At 39.2% G+C, this 17,492-nt stretch carries 14 protein-coding genes; 2 read left to right on the plus strand and 12 right to left on the minus strand.

Features of this window, described 5'->3' with window-relative positions; all coding sequences use genetic code 11:
* Nucleotides 1–6 precede the first annotated feature (6 nt).
* The gene (locus A3I7_RS0106310; protein ID WP_018375942.1) at nt 7–975 is read left to right on the plus strand and encodes an asparaginase; all 969 of its coding nucleotides are present in this window, start codon (nt 7–9) and stop codon (nt 973–975) included.
* Nucleotides 976–1,010: 35 nt separating this feature from the next.
* A complete protein-coding gene (locus A3I7_RS14300; RefSeq protein WP_018375943.1) occupies nt 1,011–1,184 on the plus strand; it encodes a hypothetical protein in 174 nt (57 codons plus the stop codon).
* Between the two features lie 448 nt (nt 1,185–1,632).
* On the opposite strand, the gene A3I7_RS0106320 is transcribed toward A3I7_RS14300, so the two are convergent.
* The 12 genes from A3I7_RS0106320 to celB form a co-directional block, all read right to left on the minus strand.
* The gene (locus A3I7_RS0106320; protein ID WP_018375944.1) at nt 1,633–2,547 is read right to left on the minus strand and encodes an aldo/keto reductase; all 915 of its coding nucleotides are present in this window, start codon (nt 2,545–2,547) and stop codon (nt 1,633–1,635) included.
* A gap of 656 nt (nt 2,548–3,203) precedes the next feature.
* Nucleotides 3,204–3,560 carry a hypothetical protein gene (locus A3I7_RS0106325; protein WP_018375945.1) on the minus strand — a complete coding sequence of 119 codons (357 nt, stop codon included), beginning with the start codon at nt 3,558–3,560 and terminating at the stop codon, nt 3,204–3,206.
* A gap of 343 nt (nt 3,561–3,903) precedes the next feature.
* Nucleotides 3,904–5,919 carry an ATP-dependent DNA helicase RecG gene (gene recG, locus A3I7_RS0106335; protein WP_018375947.1) on the minus strand — a complete coding sequence of 672 codons (2,016 nt, stop codon included), beginning with the start codon at nt 5,917–5,919 and terminating at the stop codon, nt 3,904–3,906.
* A gap of 45 nt (nt 5,920–5,964) precedes the next feature.
* Nucleotides 5,965–7,389, minus strand: a complete 1,425-nt coding sequence (locus A3I7_RS0106340) for a CHAP domain-containing protein (protein WP_033418614.1) — start codon at nt 7,387–7,389, stop codon at nt 5,965–5,967.
* Between the two features lie 245 nt (nt 7,390–7,634).
* The gene (gene alr, locus A3I7_RS0106345; RefSeq protein WP_018375949.1) at nt 7,635–8,738 is read right to left on the minus strand and encodes an alanine racemase; all 1,104 of its coding nucleotides are present in this window, start codon (nt 8,736–8,738) and stop codon (nt 7,635–7,637) included.
* A 314-nt stretch (nt 8,739–9,052) separates the two neighbouring features.
* On the minus strand, nt 9,053–9,409 hold the full coding sequence (acpS, locus tag A3I7_RS0106350) for a holo-ACP synthase (protein WP_018375950.1): 357 nt from the start codon (nt 9,407–9,409) through the stop codon (nt 9,053–9,055).
* A 70-nt stretch (nt 9,410–9,479) separates the two neighbouring features.
* On the minus strand, nt 9,480–10,541 hold the full coding sequence (locus tag A3I7_RS0106355) for a 3-deoxy-7-phosphoheptulonate synthase (protein WP_018375951.1): 1,062 nt from the start codon (nt 10,539–10,541) through the stop codon (nt 9,480–9,482).
* A gap of 1 nt (nt 10,542) precedes the next feature.
* Nucleotides 10,543–11,574: a 3-deoxy-7-phosphoheptulonate synthase gene (locus tag A3I7_RS0106360; protein WP_018375952.1), complete on the minus strand. Its 1,032-nt coding sequence runs from the start codon at nt 11,572–11,574 to the stop codon at nt 10,543–10,545.
* A 190-nt stretch (nt 11,575–11,764) separates the two neighbouring features.
* On the minus strand, nt 11,765–14,293 hold the full coding sequence (gene secA, locus A3I7_RS0106365; protein ID WP_018375953.1) for a preprotein translocase subunit SecA: 2,529 nt from the start codon (nt 14,291–14,293) through the stop codon (nt 11,765–11,767).
* A 121-nt stretch (nt 14,294–14,414) separates the two neighbouring features.
* Nucleotides 14,415–15,365 (minus strand): mannose-6-phosphate isomerase, class I, encoded by a 951-nt coding sequence (gene manA / locus A3I7_RS0106370; protein ID WP_018375954.1) that lies wholly within the window; start codon nt 15,363–15,365, stop codon nt 14,415–14,417.
* Between the two features lie 75 nt (nt 15,366–15,440).
* Nucleotides 15,441–16,166, minus strand: a complete 726-nt coding sequence (locus A3I7_RS0106375) for a GntR family transcriptional regulator (protein ID WP_018375955.1) — start codon at nt 16,164–16,166, stop codon at nt 15,441–15,443.
* Between the two features lie 38 nt (nt 16,167–16,204).
* Nucleotides 16,205–17,473 carry a PTS cellobiose transporter subunit IIC gene (gene celB / locus A3I7_RS0106380; RefSeq protein ID WP_018375956.1) on the minus strand — a complete coding sequence of 423 codons (1,269 nt, stop codon included), beginning with the start codon at nt 17,471–17,473 and terminating at the stop codon, nt 16,205–16,207.
* Nucleotides 17,474–17,492 lie beyond the last annotated feature (19 nt).

The raw sequence follows: 17,492 nt of genomic DNA on the forward strand, positions 1-17,492 counted from the left end.
ATTAGAATGACAAAGAAAATCCTTGTATTACATACAGGTGGTACAATTTCCATGCAAGCTGATGATTCCGGAAGCGTCAAGCCTTCTACTGACAATCCCATGAATCACGTTGGATTTGAGCTTGATGATGTTGAACTAACTGTTATAGACTTTTTCAATATTCCCAGTCCTCATATCACCCCCTACCACATGATGGCCCTTTACCATAAAATTAGAGAAACTACTGGGCAATACGATGGCGTTGTCATCACGCATGGCACTGACACTTTGGAAGAAACAGCATATTTTTTGGATACTATGGCCATTCCTGAGATTCCTATTGTTTTGACAGGGGCAATGCGAAGCTCAAACGAGCTTGGTAGCGATGGCATTTACAATTACCTTTCTGCTCTGCGCGTGGCCATCCATCCAAAAGCTGCTGACAAGGGAGTGCTGGTTGTTATGAATGATGAAATTCATGCCGCTAAATATGTCACCAAAACCCACACGACCAATGTTGCAACCTTTAACACCCCAACGCACGGTCCGCTAGGCATCGTCATGAAACATGATATTCTTTTCTTCAAGACAGCCGAACCACGAGTCCGTTTTGACCTCAATCAAATATCAGGTACGGTCCCTATCATCAAGGCTTACGCAGGCATGGGATTAGGTGAAGGCATTATCAGTTTACTGGATCCTGATAAGATCGACGGGGTCGTCATCGAAGCCTTAGGCGCTGGAAATCTCCCGCCCGAAGCCGCTCAGGAATTGGTGCGTTTAATGGCAAAAGGTGTTCCAGTTGTACTCGTCTCCCGTTGCTTTAACGGCATTGCTGAACCCGTTTATGCTTACGACGGAGGTGGCGTTAAGCTTGCCGAATCTGGTGTTATGTTTGTCAAAGAACTTAATAGCCAAAAAGCTCGACTTAAACTGCTCATCGCACTCAATGCTGGCCTCAAAGGACAAGATTTAAAAGAATACATCGAAGGCTAAAGCACCGCCATTTCCCAAAAGAAGGGTTGAAAATCATGAAACTAACCATCACTGCTACCGACAAACCCAAAGAACAAGAATTCCACTATGAGTTGGAAATCTCAAACAAGCAGGTTATCACAACGACCATCTGCACTACTCTCATCATCTGCTCAGCCATCTGGACCAAAGCATCCTTTAAATCAACTATAGCGGTTAGTCACCTTTGACAAAATATCAAATAAGAGAAAATTAGACACATCCTACTTAAAAAATACTTACAAGATGCCTCACAATTGCTCCAGTGAAAAGGAAAGCCCCAAAAGACCGTAACTGATGAATAATACTTACTAATGTTCAGAGAAAAAAATAAGTAAGGTCTTATAAAACTCACGTAAAACGGCAATTGGTAGTCTGGGTTGCTCAAACAGGTCAAGGCAAATAATCTGACCATTATAGTGACAAGTTACATGAGTAGAGTAGCGCTTTGGAATTCAATGTTTTTCGAGTTTACTGATATTAGCAAATTTAACCTTATTCGGATAAAAAAAGTCTACCGAGAAGAGCAGACTTTTTCGACTTCAAGAACGAAGGATGACTTTTAGAAAATACTGCAAAGCTAAAAATTTTATAACTCTCTCCAAACTCTTATAATTATCAATCCTCTTGTTTTCACTTTTAAGGTAAGCTGTTACCTGCACTGCGATAAATGTCGTACCACTCTGAACGACTTAAAATCACTTGTTCTGCCGCAGCAATTCTAGCAATACGCTCAGGATTCATGGAACCAACGATAGCTTGCATTTTAGCAGGATGACGCAAAATCCAAGCCACAATGATTGCTTCAGAAGATAGGGCATACTGCTTTGCATATTTTTCAATTGTTGCTGTCAACTCTTTATAGTTGGGATTTCCCATAAAAAGGCCGCGTCCTAAGTCAATTTGGAAAGTTGACCAAGCCTGAAGAGTAATATGGTGTAAGCGACAATAATCAATAACACCGTTATCACGGTCAATAGCAGAGCTATTTTTCATATTCACGTTCAAACCAGTATCAATCATCGGCGTATGAGCTGGCGATAACTGCATCTGATTGACAGCCAAAGGTTGATCAAGATAAGCTTGCAAAAGAGCAATTTGGTGAGGATTTTGATTACTGACACCAAAATGTTTCACCTTACCAGCTTTTTTAAGCTGATAAAAAGCCTCTGCCACTTCTTCTGGCTCCACCAAAGCATCTGGGCGATGCAAAAGTAGAAAATCGAGGTAATCTGTTCCTAAACGCTCCAAGATACCATCCACCGAGGACAAAATGTACTCTTTTGAAAAATCAAAATATCCCTGACGGATACCGCATTTGGACTGTAAAAGATATTGCTCTCTGGACAGACCTAGAGTCTTCACAGCCTCACCAAAACGTCTCTCCGACTCTCCTCCGCCATAAATATCAGCATGATCAAAAAAATTTATATCATGATTTAGAGCACTGGCGATGACTTCTTGTGCCGCAGTTGTATCCAGAGCCGCCATTCGCATACATCCAAGAGCGATACGTGACCCCTCAAGTCCCGATTGTCCAATTTTTTGTTTCATAAAAGACTTCCTTTAATTTTCTTAGAACCTGTATTCACAAGCGAAGTGCTTGTAAATAAGAGATAGTTTTTCACTAATCAAGGCAGTTTTTTGGGGGGAGTACTAATTGTACTTTGAAAAAAACTAACGATGAGTAGCTGAAAAATTAGCCTTAGATAAAGGTGCTGAACTGTGAATACAGATTCTTATTATTGTAACACTATTTGAAACCGTTAACAAGAAAAAGGGTACTAACTTACCACAAAGGCATACAAATATATTTTCTGTAACCTGTTCCATCTAACCACTGTTAAAATAAAAATATTTTACTTTTTTGAAGTACCCAACAACCTAAGAAATGAAGCATAGTTAACGAAAATCAAAATAACACAAAAAACTTCGCTAAGATTATATTTCTAGCGAAGCACTTTTTTTTATTAACTGTCATTATTTTATGGACAATTACATATCAATAGGCCTATTCTTTGACATCATTTTGAATGATAATAAAGATAGAGTTGCTGTGCTGTGTTCTGTTTAACAAATGTCTTCTTGTAATTCACTTTGATTTTCATAAACATGACCCCATTTCTTTTTAGTGATTTTAGTATAAAGGGAAAAACTTAAATATAGCTTTCAAAAAACTTACAAAAATCTTAAGGTAGCCTAGCAACACACTACCATTTAAATTGCTTCAGATTATCATGAATACTCTCAATCTTTTCAGCATCTAAATCGTTTCTGTCCTTACTTTCTGGGTCTAGTGCCTTGAGAGTTTCTGTAAAAACATCCACGAGATATTGATACTGATAAGGACTCAATCGCTTGATTTGGTGATTAATAAAAGCAATAGCTAAATCAAATTTTTCATCAATGACTAATTGATTCAAATAATCATTTCCATTTACTAAACGTCCCTCTTCGTCCTCTGTCATCCCCAAATCAATCTGGATATTTTCCAATTTGAAGACTTTTCCAATCATATTCGCTGTGCCTCGGATTTGACTAAGGAGCCAATCACTGTTAAAAACCATATGCAACCTCCTTTTCTAAGAAATCGAAATACCGATTCTCTTTCCATTGTAGCATTTTTAGTTTTATAAATAAAGCGTTTTCATTTTTGGTCACACCGTTCGCATGAAGAAAATGCATGTAGCTGTTTTCCAGTTACATGCATTTTTTCAAAAATATTTTCATGAAATTTACATAGTTGCTTTGATTTATCCTCGTTTTCACTGACATTATAACAAAATTTTATGATAAAAATATAATTTTTTATGAAAAATCGTTATCTGAAAACAAAATTTTCTTCATGCATTTGTCGTAATTTTGGGGCTTTTTTAAATCTCCAGCCTATGAACCAGAAATTTAAAATTTTTAATCAAACTCACCCTTTTCACGTAGATTTCGGACGATAGGTGCCCAACGTTCATTAGTCTTCCAATTTTTGTCAGAGACAATCTCCGCTGCAACACGGCGAGCTTCCTCTAAAATATTGTAATCTTCTACGATGTCTGCCACTTGAAACTCTGGAATACCAGATTGGCGTGTACCAAAAATCTCTCCTGAACCACGCATTTTGAGATCTGCTTCTGCCAATACAAAACCATCGGTGGTCTCGCACATGGCTTTCATCCGCTCCTTGCCACTATCTGTCTTAGGATTGGCAACCAAGATACAATAAGATTGCTTATGACCACGACCCACGCGACCGCGCAGCTGGTGCAGTTGGCTGAGTCCAAAACGGTCCGCATCCATGATAATCATCACAGTGGCATTTGGCACATTAACCCCAACTTCAATCACGGTCGTGGAAACCAGAATTTGGGATTTCTTGTCCTTGAAATCTTGCATGATTTGGTCTTTTTCCTCATTTTTCATGCGACCATGCATGAGGGCAACCGTGGCTTGACCCGCAAAACGGTCAGACAATTCTTGGTGCAGAGCGACAGCGTTTTTCAAATCCAAGGCCTCAGACTCCTCAATCAAAGGTGAAATCACATAGATCTGAGCTTCTTTGGTCAGCTCTTTCTTTCCCCAATCCAAAACCGTATCCAGCTGCTCATGCCTGACCCAACGCGTGATGATAGGCTTGCGTCCCGCAGGCATCTCGTCAATAATGGACACGTCCATCTCACCGAATGCCGTAATGGCCAAAGTCCGTGGAATAGGTGTTGCAGTCATCATGAGAACATCAGGATTTTCACCCTTTTCACGAAAAATACGACGCTGATTGACCCCAAATCGGTGCTGTTCATCCGTGATAACCAACCCGAGCTTGTGATATTGAACGGTGTCCTGAATAAGAGCATGCGTTCCCACAACCATGTCCACAGAGCCATTGGCAATCTGCTCTAAAGCGGTGCGCCTAACTGGTGCTTTCATGCCAGATGTCAAGATAGCAATAGACAAGTCAGGAAAGAGCTGTGACAAACTTTCAAAATGCTGCTCAGCTAGAATTTCCGTGGGCACCATGAGAGCAGATTGAAAGCCAGCCGTGTAAGCAGCATACATGGCCAGACTAGCAATAACAGTCTTCCCAGAGCCCACATCTCCTTGCAAAAGACGGTTCATGTGAGCACCTGAGTGCATATCTGCCAGAATTTCCTCTAAACTGCGCTTCTGAGCAGTTGTCAATGGAAATGGCAGAGCTGCAATCTGATCAGCCACTGCATGTTCATCATAAGCGATGACTTGACCATTTGTTTCCGATTTATTTTCTGCCTTTAAAACTTGAAGATTCATTTGGAAGTAAAACAGTTCTTCAAACTTAATACGACGCAAAGCCTGCTTATAGTCTGTCAAATCTCTTGGAAAGTGCATAGCAGCTGTCGCCTGACCGCGACCAAGTAGCCTGTATTTGTCAATCAAGGTCTGGGGTAAATTTTCTGGTAGCCAATCCACTGCGCCAGCATCAAAAGCTGCTTTGATAGCTTTAATCAGAGCAGTCTGTGAGATGCCTTGAGCAACTCGATAAACAGGTTGCATGTCATCTTCCACCTGTGCCAAGATTTTCATCCCCGTCAAAGCAGACTTAGCTGTATCCCATTTGCCAAAAATAGCCACATCTTGCCCCAATTCAACCTTATCAGCTAGATAGGGCTGGTTAAAGAAAGACACAGCAATCACTGCCTCCCCTTGCTTGATTTTAAAGGAAAGACGATTACGCTTGAAACCATAATATTGAACATTGGCAGGTGTGATGACGGTTCCCGTGACAACTGCCTTCTCACCGTCAGTCAATTCAAAAACCGATTTACTCTTAAAATCCTCATATCGAAAAGGGAAATAAAGCAACAAATCCTCAATGGTATAGATACCCAATTTATAAAATTTTTCAGCAGACTTAGGCCCCAGCCCTTTGAGTTCTGCAAGTGATGATTGTAAATTCATAGTTTAATTATAACAAAAAGACGCACCAATAGACGTCTTTCAGATTTATTTTTGTCCAATAACATATGTCAATTGGCTAGCTTGGGCTGCAGTAAAAGTACGGTACGACACCACACCACGTCCAACAGCATTCGATTCAGAAATGAGAATTGAACCGTCTTCTCTTACCTGCTCAACAATGGCTACGTGACCGTATGTGCCATCAGCACCTGCCTGACCAGGAGCGAAAGAAACCGCATAACCAACTTTTGGTTCATGAGTTGTTTCATAACCAGCTTTCAATCGCCAGTCACCACCGTTACCCATGTAAGGGTCAAAACTATAACCAAGTTCCTTAGCGCGGTTGTAAACATACCAAGTACATTCTCCCCAAGCGTAACTTGTTGCACTGTAAAGTGTTGTATTAACTGCAATATCAACATCAAAACCTTCAGGAATACTTGTCAAACTAACAGTGTCGAGTTGACGTAATTCTTCAGGGATTTCAGGTGTTCCTCCATGCTCATCAATCCAGCGATCCAAATTCTCCATAATTTGAGCACGTCGTTGACCTGTACCAGAAATATCAGTAAAATAAACTCCACCATCCACCGCAAGGTTAAGAAGACCCGAAGCAGCCTTTTGTGCCTTTTGATCTTGAACTTGGAAAGTTAAGTTTTTATTTTTGATAATGGTTTCAGTAGCCAACTTACGAATAGCCCTATCATCATTAAAATTCAAAGCAGTTTCGGGAGATAAATCAAAGGCAGCATACCCAAACATATTGGCACCACGATATGTAGCTATTCCCTGAGTTCCAAGTGAACTTTCAGCCATAGCAATTGCTACAATAGCACGAACGTCCAATCCACTCTTTTTTTCCCACTCTAACAATTTAGTACCATTGATACGTTGGCTGTCGTAAGCAATTCCTGTAGATTTCAAAAAACCATCTAACTGCTCAGCGGTAATACCATAGCGATGTGACAATAAATTATGACTATAAGCATCCTTACCAGACCAATGCTCAACATAAGTTGTGTACGTTAATATATTGTTATCATCAAGAACGGTGTCCTCGTAGTTATTTGATACAGCGTAAAAAGAATTAAACTGTCCAAGTGTGGGTTGGATGGATTGCTGAAGCTGTGTCTCTATCGGAGTTTCAGAAGATGTGACTACTCGCTCTGAATTAGTTCCACTAGATGGAGTACTAGAAGTTTCTACCTTATCTGATTTTACCTCTTGTGACGAAGAAGGAAGTGTCTCATTGGTTTCTGATGATGAACTTGGAAGTGTAGTACTTTCAGTCTGCGAAACATCACTAGAATTTTTCGTGACTGTCCCGACAGAATTTGAAGAGCTAACTTCACTTTTTACATCGGTTGAACCAGAGGTTTCATTATTCGTCGTTTCAGGATTAGGATTCAAGATTGTCTCTACTATATCTGTCCCTACTGGTAAACTTGTCTGTAAATTATTTGAAACAATTGCTGCTTCTGTTGTGGTTTCAGATAACTCCGGAACACTTTCTTGAGTTGAAACAGCCGTACTTTCAGTGCTAACTTCTTCAGCTAATACAGGGAAACTCGATACATTTGAAGACAGTAGAATAACTAATAAACCTAGTGCGCTCATCTTATTCTTTGTCATAATTTGTCCTTTCTAAGACATACCTATTGCTATCATTATATCACAAAATGCTAATTTTTCCTAATATTTCTATCGTATTAGCACTACTCATAATACCTAGGAATACGATCACTCAATAGGCACAAAACTTCGTAGTTGATTGTCTTACGTTTCTGAGCCACATCTGTTGCTGAAATTTCATGATCCCCTTCATGACCAATTAAAACGACCTGTGTCCCCAACGGATAATTCTTAGGTAGTCTAACTGTAATCTGATCCATTGAAACACGCCCTACAATTTCACAAAATTGCCCATCAATTAGAACTGAAAAGCCTTGCAAATCTCTTGTCCAGCCATCTGCATAACCAATCGGAATGGTTCCAATAAATTGTTTTTCTTTAGCTACATAAGTTGCCCCATAACCAACACTTGAACCTGGAGCAATTTCCTTAACATGGACTAAGACAGATTCTAAGCGCAAAGATGGTTTTAAAGGGTAAGGTAAAGCCAGTTCCGTTCCACTTGGATTTAAACCATAAATGACAATTCCTAAGCGAACAGCGTTAAAAATTGTTTCACTATGCCAAATACTAGTAGCTGAGTTACTAGCATGAACTAGGGTAGGTTTATCTGAAAGATTGTTGACTAAATTGGTGAAGAACTGTAACTGTTCATTGAATTTTGTCTGATCAACTTCATCAGCCGTTGCAAAATGCGTAAAAATTCCTTCGACTTCAGCACCAGCCTTTTTTAGACCAGCAATTAGTTTTTCTGCATCATCTAAAGAACGTACACCAATGCGTCCCATGCCAGAATCCACTTTAACATGAGCTTTGAGCCCCTTCAACGAAATTCCTTCTGATAAAGCTAATTCTAACCATTCTAAGCTCGCAACTGCTATGCTAATGTTACATTTAACAGCCAAAGGTACTTCGTCAGGCATGACAACCCCTAGTATCAAAATAGCTTCTTCTATATCTGCCTCACGCAGCTCTAAAGCTTCATCAATATTTGAAACACAAAATCCATCAACTAAGGAATGCACATGCTTAGCAACTTTAACAGCCCCATGACCATAGGCATTTGCCTTGACAACTGCAAAGCTTTTTTTTCCTTGTGGAATATGCTTCTGTACTACCTTTATATTTTCTGAAATAGCATTCAAATCAATGATCGCCTTGGTAGGGCGATGAAAACTTGAAATCATCTGATTTCCTCCTTCTTTCAAAAAGCCAACAATCAAAAAAGGCTTTTAGTCACTTTTACTCAACATTATACTCTTTTTGCTTATCTTTAATGGCTTAAACTTTATTTCCCGCTTTTTCTCTTCCGATAATTCAGCTAATTATTGGAAATTGCTTTGCCATGCTCTAGTACAACATACGTCCGCTATGATGGAGGGAAGCTAGAACCACTCCCTTTCATCAACATAGCTAGACAGTACACTACGATTGCTATGCTACTTTCTACTAGATAAAAGTAACCTCAAAGACTATATTATTACTAACAAAAAACTGATTTTTACTTTTCTTCTAAGATAACACTTGCTTGTGCAAAACCGCCACTATGCGCAATGGACAAAAAAACAGTTCCACCAAAAGGAGACTTAGTTACAGAAGGGCGTTTTTTCTCATCAGGCAAAATCTCTATGTCATGAAAGCCAAGTTTTCCAATACCTGTTCCCACAGCTTTTGAAAAAGCTTCCTTGGCAGCCCAGCGACCCGCTAGAAATTCGATTTGTCGCTTATCGGACTTAAACGACAAAAATATAGCTAGTTCATTATCAGTCAAAACACGTTGGGCAAATTTAGGATTTTTTTGATAAGCTTTTTTTACTTCGGAAATATCCTGTAAATCAATTCCATGTCCTATTATCATAGTTACTCCTCTTATAATGCACAAAAGGAAGAAGCTGAGATTTTTCCCAGCTCCACTCCTTTATCATGTCTTAGTCTTTAACAATAATATCTTCACTAGATGTTTGACTTAATGTAGCATAGATTTCATGGATTAATTTTTCGGTCTTATCCCAACCTAAGCATGGATCTGTAATTGATTTTCCAAATACTTCAGGACTATTTTGACGTCCATCTTCCAAATAAGATTCAATCATGAAACCACGAACATAACGACGAATATCTTCATTCCATTCGCGATTTGTCAACGTTTGACGCACAATACGAACTTGCTCCAAATAGTCTTTACCTGAATTATCATGGTTAGTATCTAAAACGATAAAAGGATTCTTCAAGCCCATTTTTTTATAACTAGCTATTGCCTTTACCAAGGTATCGTAGTAATAGTTGGGTTCATTTTCACCATGTTCATTGGTTGCACCACGTAAGATGGCGTGTGCTAAAGGATTACCATCCGTCTCCACCTCTGCATTATGGTAAATGAAATTTTGTGAATTTTGAGCTGCGTAAATGGCATTGAACATGACATTAAGGTTTCCTGAGGTAGGATTTTTCATTCCGGTCGGAGCATCAATTCCAGAAGCGACGAAGCGATGTTCCTGATCTTCAACCGAGCGGGCACCAATCGCGTGATACGATACCAAATCATCTACGAGTGGCAAATTAGCTGGATAGAGCATTTCATCGGCTGTTGTCAACCCCGTTTCAGTAATGACACGGTAGTGTAAATGACGTACAGCAGCAATACCGTTAATCAAATCAGGCAACTTGGAAGTATCTGGTTGATGCATCATACCTTTATAGCCATCACCATTTGTCCGCGGCTTAGCAGTATAAACTCGCATAACCATAAAAATTTTATCATCAACTTCTTTTTGAAGGGCAGACAGACGTCTGGCGTATTCCAGAACAGCCTCTTCATTATCAGATGAGCAAGGACCTATAACCAATAGCAGACGTTGATCATCTCCATTGATAATAGCCTGCAATTCCTGATCTCTTAACTCTTTCCGCGTTAAAAATTCGCCTTCAAGTTTAGAAAGTTGCTTAACCTGTGAAATGTTAATACTTTCACTTTTTTGATGTATTCCCATCTTATTCTCCTAAAGTCTTGTAAATTTCACGAATAAGTTCCTCAGTCTTATCCCAACCTAAACAAGGGTCAGTGATAGATTTTCCGTAGACATCAGGCTGATTTTGACGACCGTCTTCTAAATATGACTCAATCATGAAGCCACGAACATATTTCCTAATTTTATCATTCCAGTCTTGATTAATTAAAGTTTGACGGACAATACGAATTTGTTCCAAATAATTCTTACCTGAATTATCGTGGTTGGTATCAATAATGATAAACGGATTTTCCAGTCCCATTTTCTCATACTGTTCAATGCTATCAAGCAAATTATCGTAGTAATAGTTTGGAATATTTTTCCCGTATTCATTAACTGCACCACGCAAAATAGCATGAGCTAGAGGATTTCCTGAAGTCTCAACTTCTTCACCGTTAAACAAGAAATTCTGTGAAGATTGGGCCGCGTAAATCCCATTAAACATGATATTAAGATTTCCTGAAGTAGGATTTTTCATGCCTGTAGGCACATCAATACCTGATGCTACAAAACGGTGTTGCTGATTTTCTACTGAGCGTGCTCCGATGGCAATATAGGATACCAAATCATCAATAAGTGGTAAATTTTCAGGATAGAGCATTTCATCAGCTGTTGTTAAACCTGTTTCTGTAATGACACGATAGTGCAAGTTTCTAACTGCACGAATACCATTAATCAGATTAGGCTCACCCTGTGCATCTGGTTGATGGACAAGACCTTTATAGCCATCACCATTTGTTCGTGGTTTAGCAGTATAGACACGCATAACCATGAAAACACGTTCCTTAACTTCTTCTTGGAGTTTTGCCAAGCGGTTAGCATAATCTAGGACAGCTTCTTCGTTATCTGATGAACAAGGTCCAATGACCAAAAGTAAGCGGTCATCTTCACCTTTAATAATAGCTTCTAATTCACGATCACGCGCCTCTTTATTTGCAAGAATACTACCAGTTAAAGTTGATTCTTCTTTAACCTTTTTGAAATCAATTTTATCACCAAGAGCCTTAAATGACATTGTTTTTCCCTTTCAACTTACTGAATATGTAAACCAATAGATTTTAAAAGTGCTTTAGACACACTCCTTGTGCGGTCACCGAAAAAAGTATCTAAATCAATCTATTGAAATTTTTAAATTTTTTCTATTATACCATTTTAGAACTCTTTTTCAAGAAATTTTTCAGAATTTTCAGCACAAAGCCACATCTCTAAAACTTTTTACGTCCATGACAGTTTTTAAATTTTTTCCCAGAACCACATGGACAGAGGTCATTACGACCAACATTTTTAAATTCTGTAGTTTCTTGTGTTCCCTCAGAGATAGTCTGAGCTGAGATATTTTTTTCTGCTGTTGTGGTTGCCTTTTGGCTAGCATGTTCACGTTCGCGTTCATGAATTTGTGCTTTCATCATGGTACGAGTCACATCAAATTCAATTGAACCAATCATATCTTGGAACATGCGGAATCCTTCAGACTGATACTCAACAACTGGATTGTTTTGAGCGTAGCCTCGAAGTCCTACAGCTTGTCGCAATTGATCAAGAGCATCAATATGATCAGTCCATTTATTGTCAACAACCATCAAAATTAGGACTTTTTGGAATTCCAGTTTAGCATCTTCATCACGCAACTTAGCCATCTGGCTGTCATAGACTGCTAATGCACGGTCGTAAAGTTCAGATTTTATTTCACTAAATTTCAATTCTTCAATGTCCGATAGGGTGATTGATTCTTCTGGAACCAAACTTGTTTTAGCAAAATTTAAAATAGCTTCTAGGGCTTCTTTTCGATCGTTGCTACTATGTCCATCAACAGTCCTATTGATAGTTCGTTTAATCATAGCTTTAATTTCAGGGCCAAGATCACGTTCAGCAGTGATAACATCGCGACGCTCCGCATAAATGATTTCACGTTGTTCGCGCATAACATCATCGTATTGGAGGACTTGTTTACGTGTATCGTAGTTGTTACCTTCAACACGTTTTTGAGCGCCTTCAACTTGTTTAGTTAACATACGTGATTTAATAACCACGTCCTCTTCACCATCACTCAAACGTTCCATGAAAACTTTAATGCGATCTGAGCCAAAACGGCGCATCAAATCATCTTCAAGTGAGAGATAAAATTGTGATTCTCCTGGATCACCTTGACGTCCTGAACGTCCGCGTAGCTGATTGTCAATACGACGGCTTTCATGGCGCTCTGTACCAATAACACAGAGTCCGCCGAGTTCACGTACACCCTCGCCCAACTTAATATCAGTACCACGACCAGCCATGTTGGTAGCTATAGTAACAGCTCCGCGCTGTCCAGCGTTCATGATGATTTGAGCTTCCTTAAAGTGGTTTTTAGCATTAAGAACTTCATGCGGAATACCAGCTTCAACCAACTTTTTAGAAATTAAATCAGAAGTTTCAACCGCTACTGTACCAACAAGAACAGGCTGCCCTTTGGCATGGCGTTCTTTCACATCTTCAATTACTGCTCTAAATTTAGCTTCCAATGTTGGGTAAAGAAGGTCAGTGTTATCAATACGAATAACTGGACGATTTGTCGGAATTGGAATAATTCGCATGTTGTAAACTTCACGAAATTCTTCTTCTTCTGTTTTCGCTGTACCCGTCATCCCTGCTAATTTTTTATACATGCGGAACATGTTTTGATAGGTGATGGACGCACTTGTTTTTGACTCTTCTTGGATTCTAACCCCTTCTTTAGCTTCAATAGCCTGATGAAGACCATCTGAGAAGCGGCGTCCTGGCATGGTACGACCAGTAAATTGGTCAACGATGAGAATTTCTCCATCTTCAGAAACCACATAGTCAATGTCCAGAAGCATAATGTAATTTGCACGCAAAGCATTGTCAATGTAGTGAGTCAAAGCAACATTTTCAAGGTCATAAAGATTTTCCAAATGGAAATAATCTTCCGCTTTATCAATACCATAATCAGTCAAACCAATGGTTTTTGTTGGAACATCTATGATATAGTCTGTACTTTCCAACGTTTTCACAAATCGGTCTGCCCTAATATAAAGCTGACTTGTTTCTGAGCTAACTGCCCCTGAAACAATCAGAGGAGTACGTGCCTCATCAATCAAAACAGAGTCAACTTCGTCGACAAGTGCAAAGTTAAGCGGACGTTGCACCATGTCTTCTGCACGAACAACCATATTATCACGAAGGTAATCAAAGCCTACCTCTGAGTTAGTCGAATAGGTGATATCACAATTGTAGGCTTCACGTTTTTCAGCAGGTGATTTTGCGGCAAGGTTAATCCCTACAGAAAGACCAAGCCAGCTATAAACTTCACCCATTTCAGTTGCATCACGTGTTGAAAGATATTCGTTAACTGTAATAACATGAACCCCTTCTCCAGCAAGTGCATTTAAATAAACCGGCATAGTAGCTGTCAAAGTCTTACCTTCACCAGTACGCATTTCTGGAACATCACCGTTATGGAGAACAATCCCCCCCATAATCTGAACATGATAAGGATAGAGCCCTAAAACACGTTTTGCCGCTTCACGAACAACTGCAAAAGCTTCCGGTAAAAGCTGATCTAAAGTTTCTCCTTTTTGATAACGTTCTTTAAATTCTGGTGTCTTTGCTTGTAGTGCTTCATCAGATAAGGCAGACATCTCATCCGCGTATGCCTCAACTTTTTTAGCCATTTTTTCTAATCTTCTTAATTCGCCTTTGTCATTTTCAATGACAGTTCGTAGAATATTTGCCATCCTAATTCCTTTCGAAAGTCTTATCAGTTCATTTTATCACAAAAATACAGTCAATTCAAGGATTGTATGCATTTCAAAAGAGCCAAAGCAAGCTTTGACTCTCGTATTTCATAATCTTTTATCAAACGTTGTTTGGATGGCTAACAATCATCTCTAAATTGCCATCAAATTCCCATTCTGAAATCGTATGAGGTAAGATTAAATGGCTTCCTTTTTGAAGATTGTACAACTTATTATCAACAAGTAAACTCCCTTGCCCATCAATCACACTAAGCAAAAGATATGGAGCTACTCGGCGCATTTGAACAAGTCCTTCAACCTCCCATTTATAAACTGTAAAAAATTGATTTGAAACTAAACAAGTTGTTCTTAGATGATGAAGCTCCAAGGTTGCCGGAACACTATTTTCAGGCTCTCCGATATTCAAAACATCAATAGATTTTTCAATATGTAATTCACGAAGGTTCCCTTGCGCATCTTTACGATCAAAATCATAAACACGATAAGTTGTATCACTAGATTGTTGCGTTTCAAGAATAAGAATTCCTTTGCCGATGGCGTGCATCGTTCCACTTGGTACATAGAAGAAATCACCAGCTTTGACTGGAATGCGCGTTAGCAAATGCTCCCAATCTTTTTCTTCAATCATCTGACGTAGTTCTGCTTTAGACTTAGCATTGTGACCATAAATAATCTCAGCTCCCTCATCTGCAGCAATAACGTACCAACATTCTGTCTTTCCCAATTCTCCCTCATGCTCTAAACCATAGGCATCATCTGGATGGACTTGGACGCTAAGCCAATCGTTAGCATCTAAAATCTTAGTCAGTAGGGGAAAGACTTTCTCTTTTGGATGACCAAACAAAGTCGGTTCATTTCGATAGAGTTCATCGAGCTGATGCCCTTCAAATTGACCATTTGCTACTACCGAAACACCATTGGGATGAGCGGAAATAGCCCAATACTCTCCAGTAGTTTCTGTTGGAATATCATATCCAAAAACCTCTCTCAACTTGGTTCCACCCCAAATTTTATCGTGCATTAGCGATTTCAAAAATAAAGGTTCAGACATTGTTCTCCTCTTTTCTTTTAGTTAAGAATAATCACTAAGAAACCAAATTTCAATCAGGTTTCCTAGTGATTCATGTTAAATATTTTTGACATCCAACAGTGAGTATCCTCTGGTGTCGAAACGATTGCGACTCCGTGAATATTCAATCGGACGTCCATTTTCTAAATAAACAACTTGTTCAACTTCCAAGGTCGGATCATTATCCTTGCAGTTCAAGTATTGCTTATCATAGTTATCAGGCTTATCTGCCGTGATGTGTTTATAAGAACCGGCAAATTTTAATCCCAGATGATTGATGAGAAAATCATAAATAGAACTCTTCAAAATGGACTCATCCAATCCTGGTACTAAATCCACAGGCATGTAAGTATGCTCTATAACATAAGGTTGATTATCAAGAAGTCGAAGACGAACAATGCGATATACAGGAGCAGTTGCATCAAGCTGCAATCTTTCTGAAACTTCTTTTTTGGGGAATTCAACCTCAAATTCAATCACTTCGCTGCTCAAACTGACTGCCCGTTCCTTCAGATCCTTGCTAAGACCATTGTTGTTATTAAGCCGAAACTTAGCATCTTCCTTATCCCAAAATGAAGAATTAAGAACCTTTGTCCCATTTCCCTGTTTCGAAAATACCAACCCTTCAATCGTTAGGATTTCAATTGCTTTTTTAACCGTCATACGACTAACACCAAATTCTTTGGCTAAATCTGACTGAACGGGTAATTTTGTATCTACTGGATAGATTCCTTCGGAAATCCTCTCTCTGATTATTGTGGCTATTTCTTCGTACTTGGGCATGAGCTACTTCCTCGCAACTTTGATTACTTATTACATCATTATAACTCAGAATCTACCTGTCTGTCCAGTACAAGAAGGAATGGATACCAGATGATACCAACCAGAAGCACATCAATCAGTTGGAGAATACCACCCATAATAGAGTTCGTAGCCATCATACCACTAAAGAATACTGGCACCGTCCATGGAACAGATACCCCTGTTGGCGCTGGAACAATACCTAGAGCCATTACGGAATAATTGAGCGTTGTTACAATTAAAGGAGCTATTAACCAAGGAATCAAAATGGTAGCATTCATCACGATTGGAAGACCAAAAATAACAGGTTCATTCACGTTAAAAATACCAGCTCCGAGTGCTAAACGACCAACATCTCTGTACATTTTTTTCTTTAACACAAAAGCCATGATGATGATAACTGCTAAGGTCATACCAGAACCGCCCAGACCGACAGTGAAGGTTTCCATAAATGCTTTTGAAATGATGTGCGGAACTTCTTTTCCAGCATTGTATGCTTCAAGGTTTTCAAGATTAAGTGTATTCCAGATTGGATCCATAACAGAGTTAACGAGAATTTGACCGTGCAGGCCAAAAAACCACAACAATTGAACAAAGAACAGAGCAATCAAAGTCGCTCCAAGGCTAGAACCTAGCCCCACTAAAGGTTTTTGGATAACTTGATAAATAACATCGTGCAGATTAACATTGAAAACACCTGTTACAATAGCATTTATTCCTAAGAAGATTGATAAGGTCAAAGTGCCAGGAATCAATGCTGCAAATGATTTAGCCACTGCTGGTGGTACCGTTTCTGGCATCTTGATTTGCCATCCCTTATTACTAAAGCGACTATACAATTCAGCAGCGATAAAAGCGGTAATCATTCCAAGAAACATTCCTTTAGCTCCTAGACGATCAAGACTAAGAACGTTTGAAACAGTTTCTCCACCATCTGTCTGAGTGTGAAAAGGTGTCAACAAAAGGAAACTAGACAAAGCAACTGCTCCACCAAAGACCCCCTCAACGTTGTAACTTTTTGAAAGATAGTAGCCAATACCAAAAACAACAAAAACTGTCATAATTGACATCGTTGCCAACTGACCATTACCTAACAAGTCATATAAAGTTCCTTTTAGATTATCACTAAAGAATGGCAGATTGTTAATAACAACAATGATAGAACCAAACATAGTGATAGGGAACGCCAACATGAAAGCATCTCGCAATACTCCCAAATATCTGTTGGAGCCAAGAACATTCGCTAGCGGAAGTAACTTCGCACTAATTGCATCTAAAAACTTATTCATAAGTTTTACCTACCTTTTT

Origin of the sequence: Streptococcus orisratti DSM 15617 (assembly GCF_000380105.1) — a bacterium.
Classification (GTDB): Bacteria; Bacillota; Bacilli; order Lactobacillales; family Streptococcaceae; genus Streptococcus; species Streptococcus orisratti.

Bases quoted from the DNA above. Each gene is read 5' to 3' on its own strand.
- A3I7_RS0106310 (WP_018375942.1), top strand. From the start codon at position 7: ATGACAAAGAAAATCCTTGTATTACATACAGGTGGTACAATTTCCATG.
- A3I7_RS14300 (WP_018375943.1), top strand. From the start codon at position 1,011: ATGAAACTAACCATCACTGCTACCGACAAACCCAAAGAACAAGAATTC.
- A3I7_RS0106320 (WP_018375944.1), bottom strand. From the start codon at position 2,547: ATGAAACAAAAAATTGGACAATCGGGACTTGAGGGGTCACGTATCGCT.
- A3I7_RS0106325 (WP_018375945.1), bottom strand. From the start codon at position 3,560: ATGGTTTTTAACAGTGATTGGCTCCTTAGTCAAATCCGAGGCACAGCG.
- recG (WP_018375947.1), bottom strand. From the start codon at position 5,919: ATGAATTTACAATCATCACTTGCAGAACTCAAAGGGCTGGGGCCTAAG.
- alr (WP_018375949.1), bottom strand. From the start codon at position 8,738: ATGATTTCAAGTTTTCATCGCCCTACCAAGGCGATCATTGATTTGAAT.
- acpS (WP_018375950.1), bottom strand. From the start codon at position 9,409: ATGATAATAGGACATGGAATTGATTTACAGGATATTTCCGAAGTAAAA.
- A3I7_RS0106355 (WP_018375951.1), bottom strand. From the start codon at position 10,541: ATGGGAATACATCAAAAAAGTGAAAGTATTAACATTTCACAGGTTAAG.
- A3I7_RS0106360 (WP_018375952.1), bottom strand. From the start codon at position 11,574: ATGTCATTTAAGGCTCTTGGTGATAAAATTGATTTCAAAAAGGTTAAA.
- secA (WP_018375953.1), bottom strand. From the start codon at position 14,293: ATGGCAAATATTCTACGAACTGTCATTGAAAATGACAAAGGCGAATTA.
- manA (WP_018375954.1), bottom strand. From the start codon at position 15,365: ATGTCTGAACCTTTATTTTTGAAATCGCTAATGCACGATAAAATTTGG.
- A3I7_RS0106375 (WP_018375955.1), bottom strand. From the start codon at position 16,166: ATGCCCAAGTACGAAGAAATAGCCACAATAATCAGAGAGAGGATTTCC.
- celB (WP_018375956.1), bottom strand. From the start codon at position 17,473: ATGAATAAGTTTTTAGATGCAATTAGTGCGAAGTTACTTCCGCTAGCG.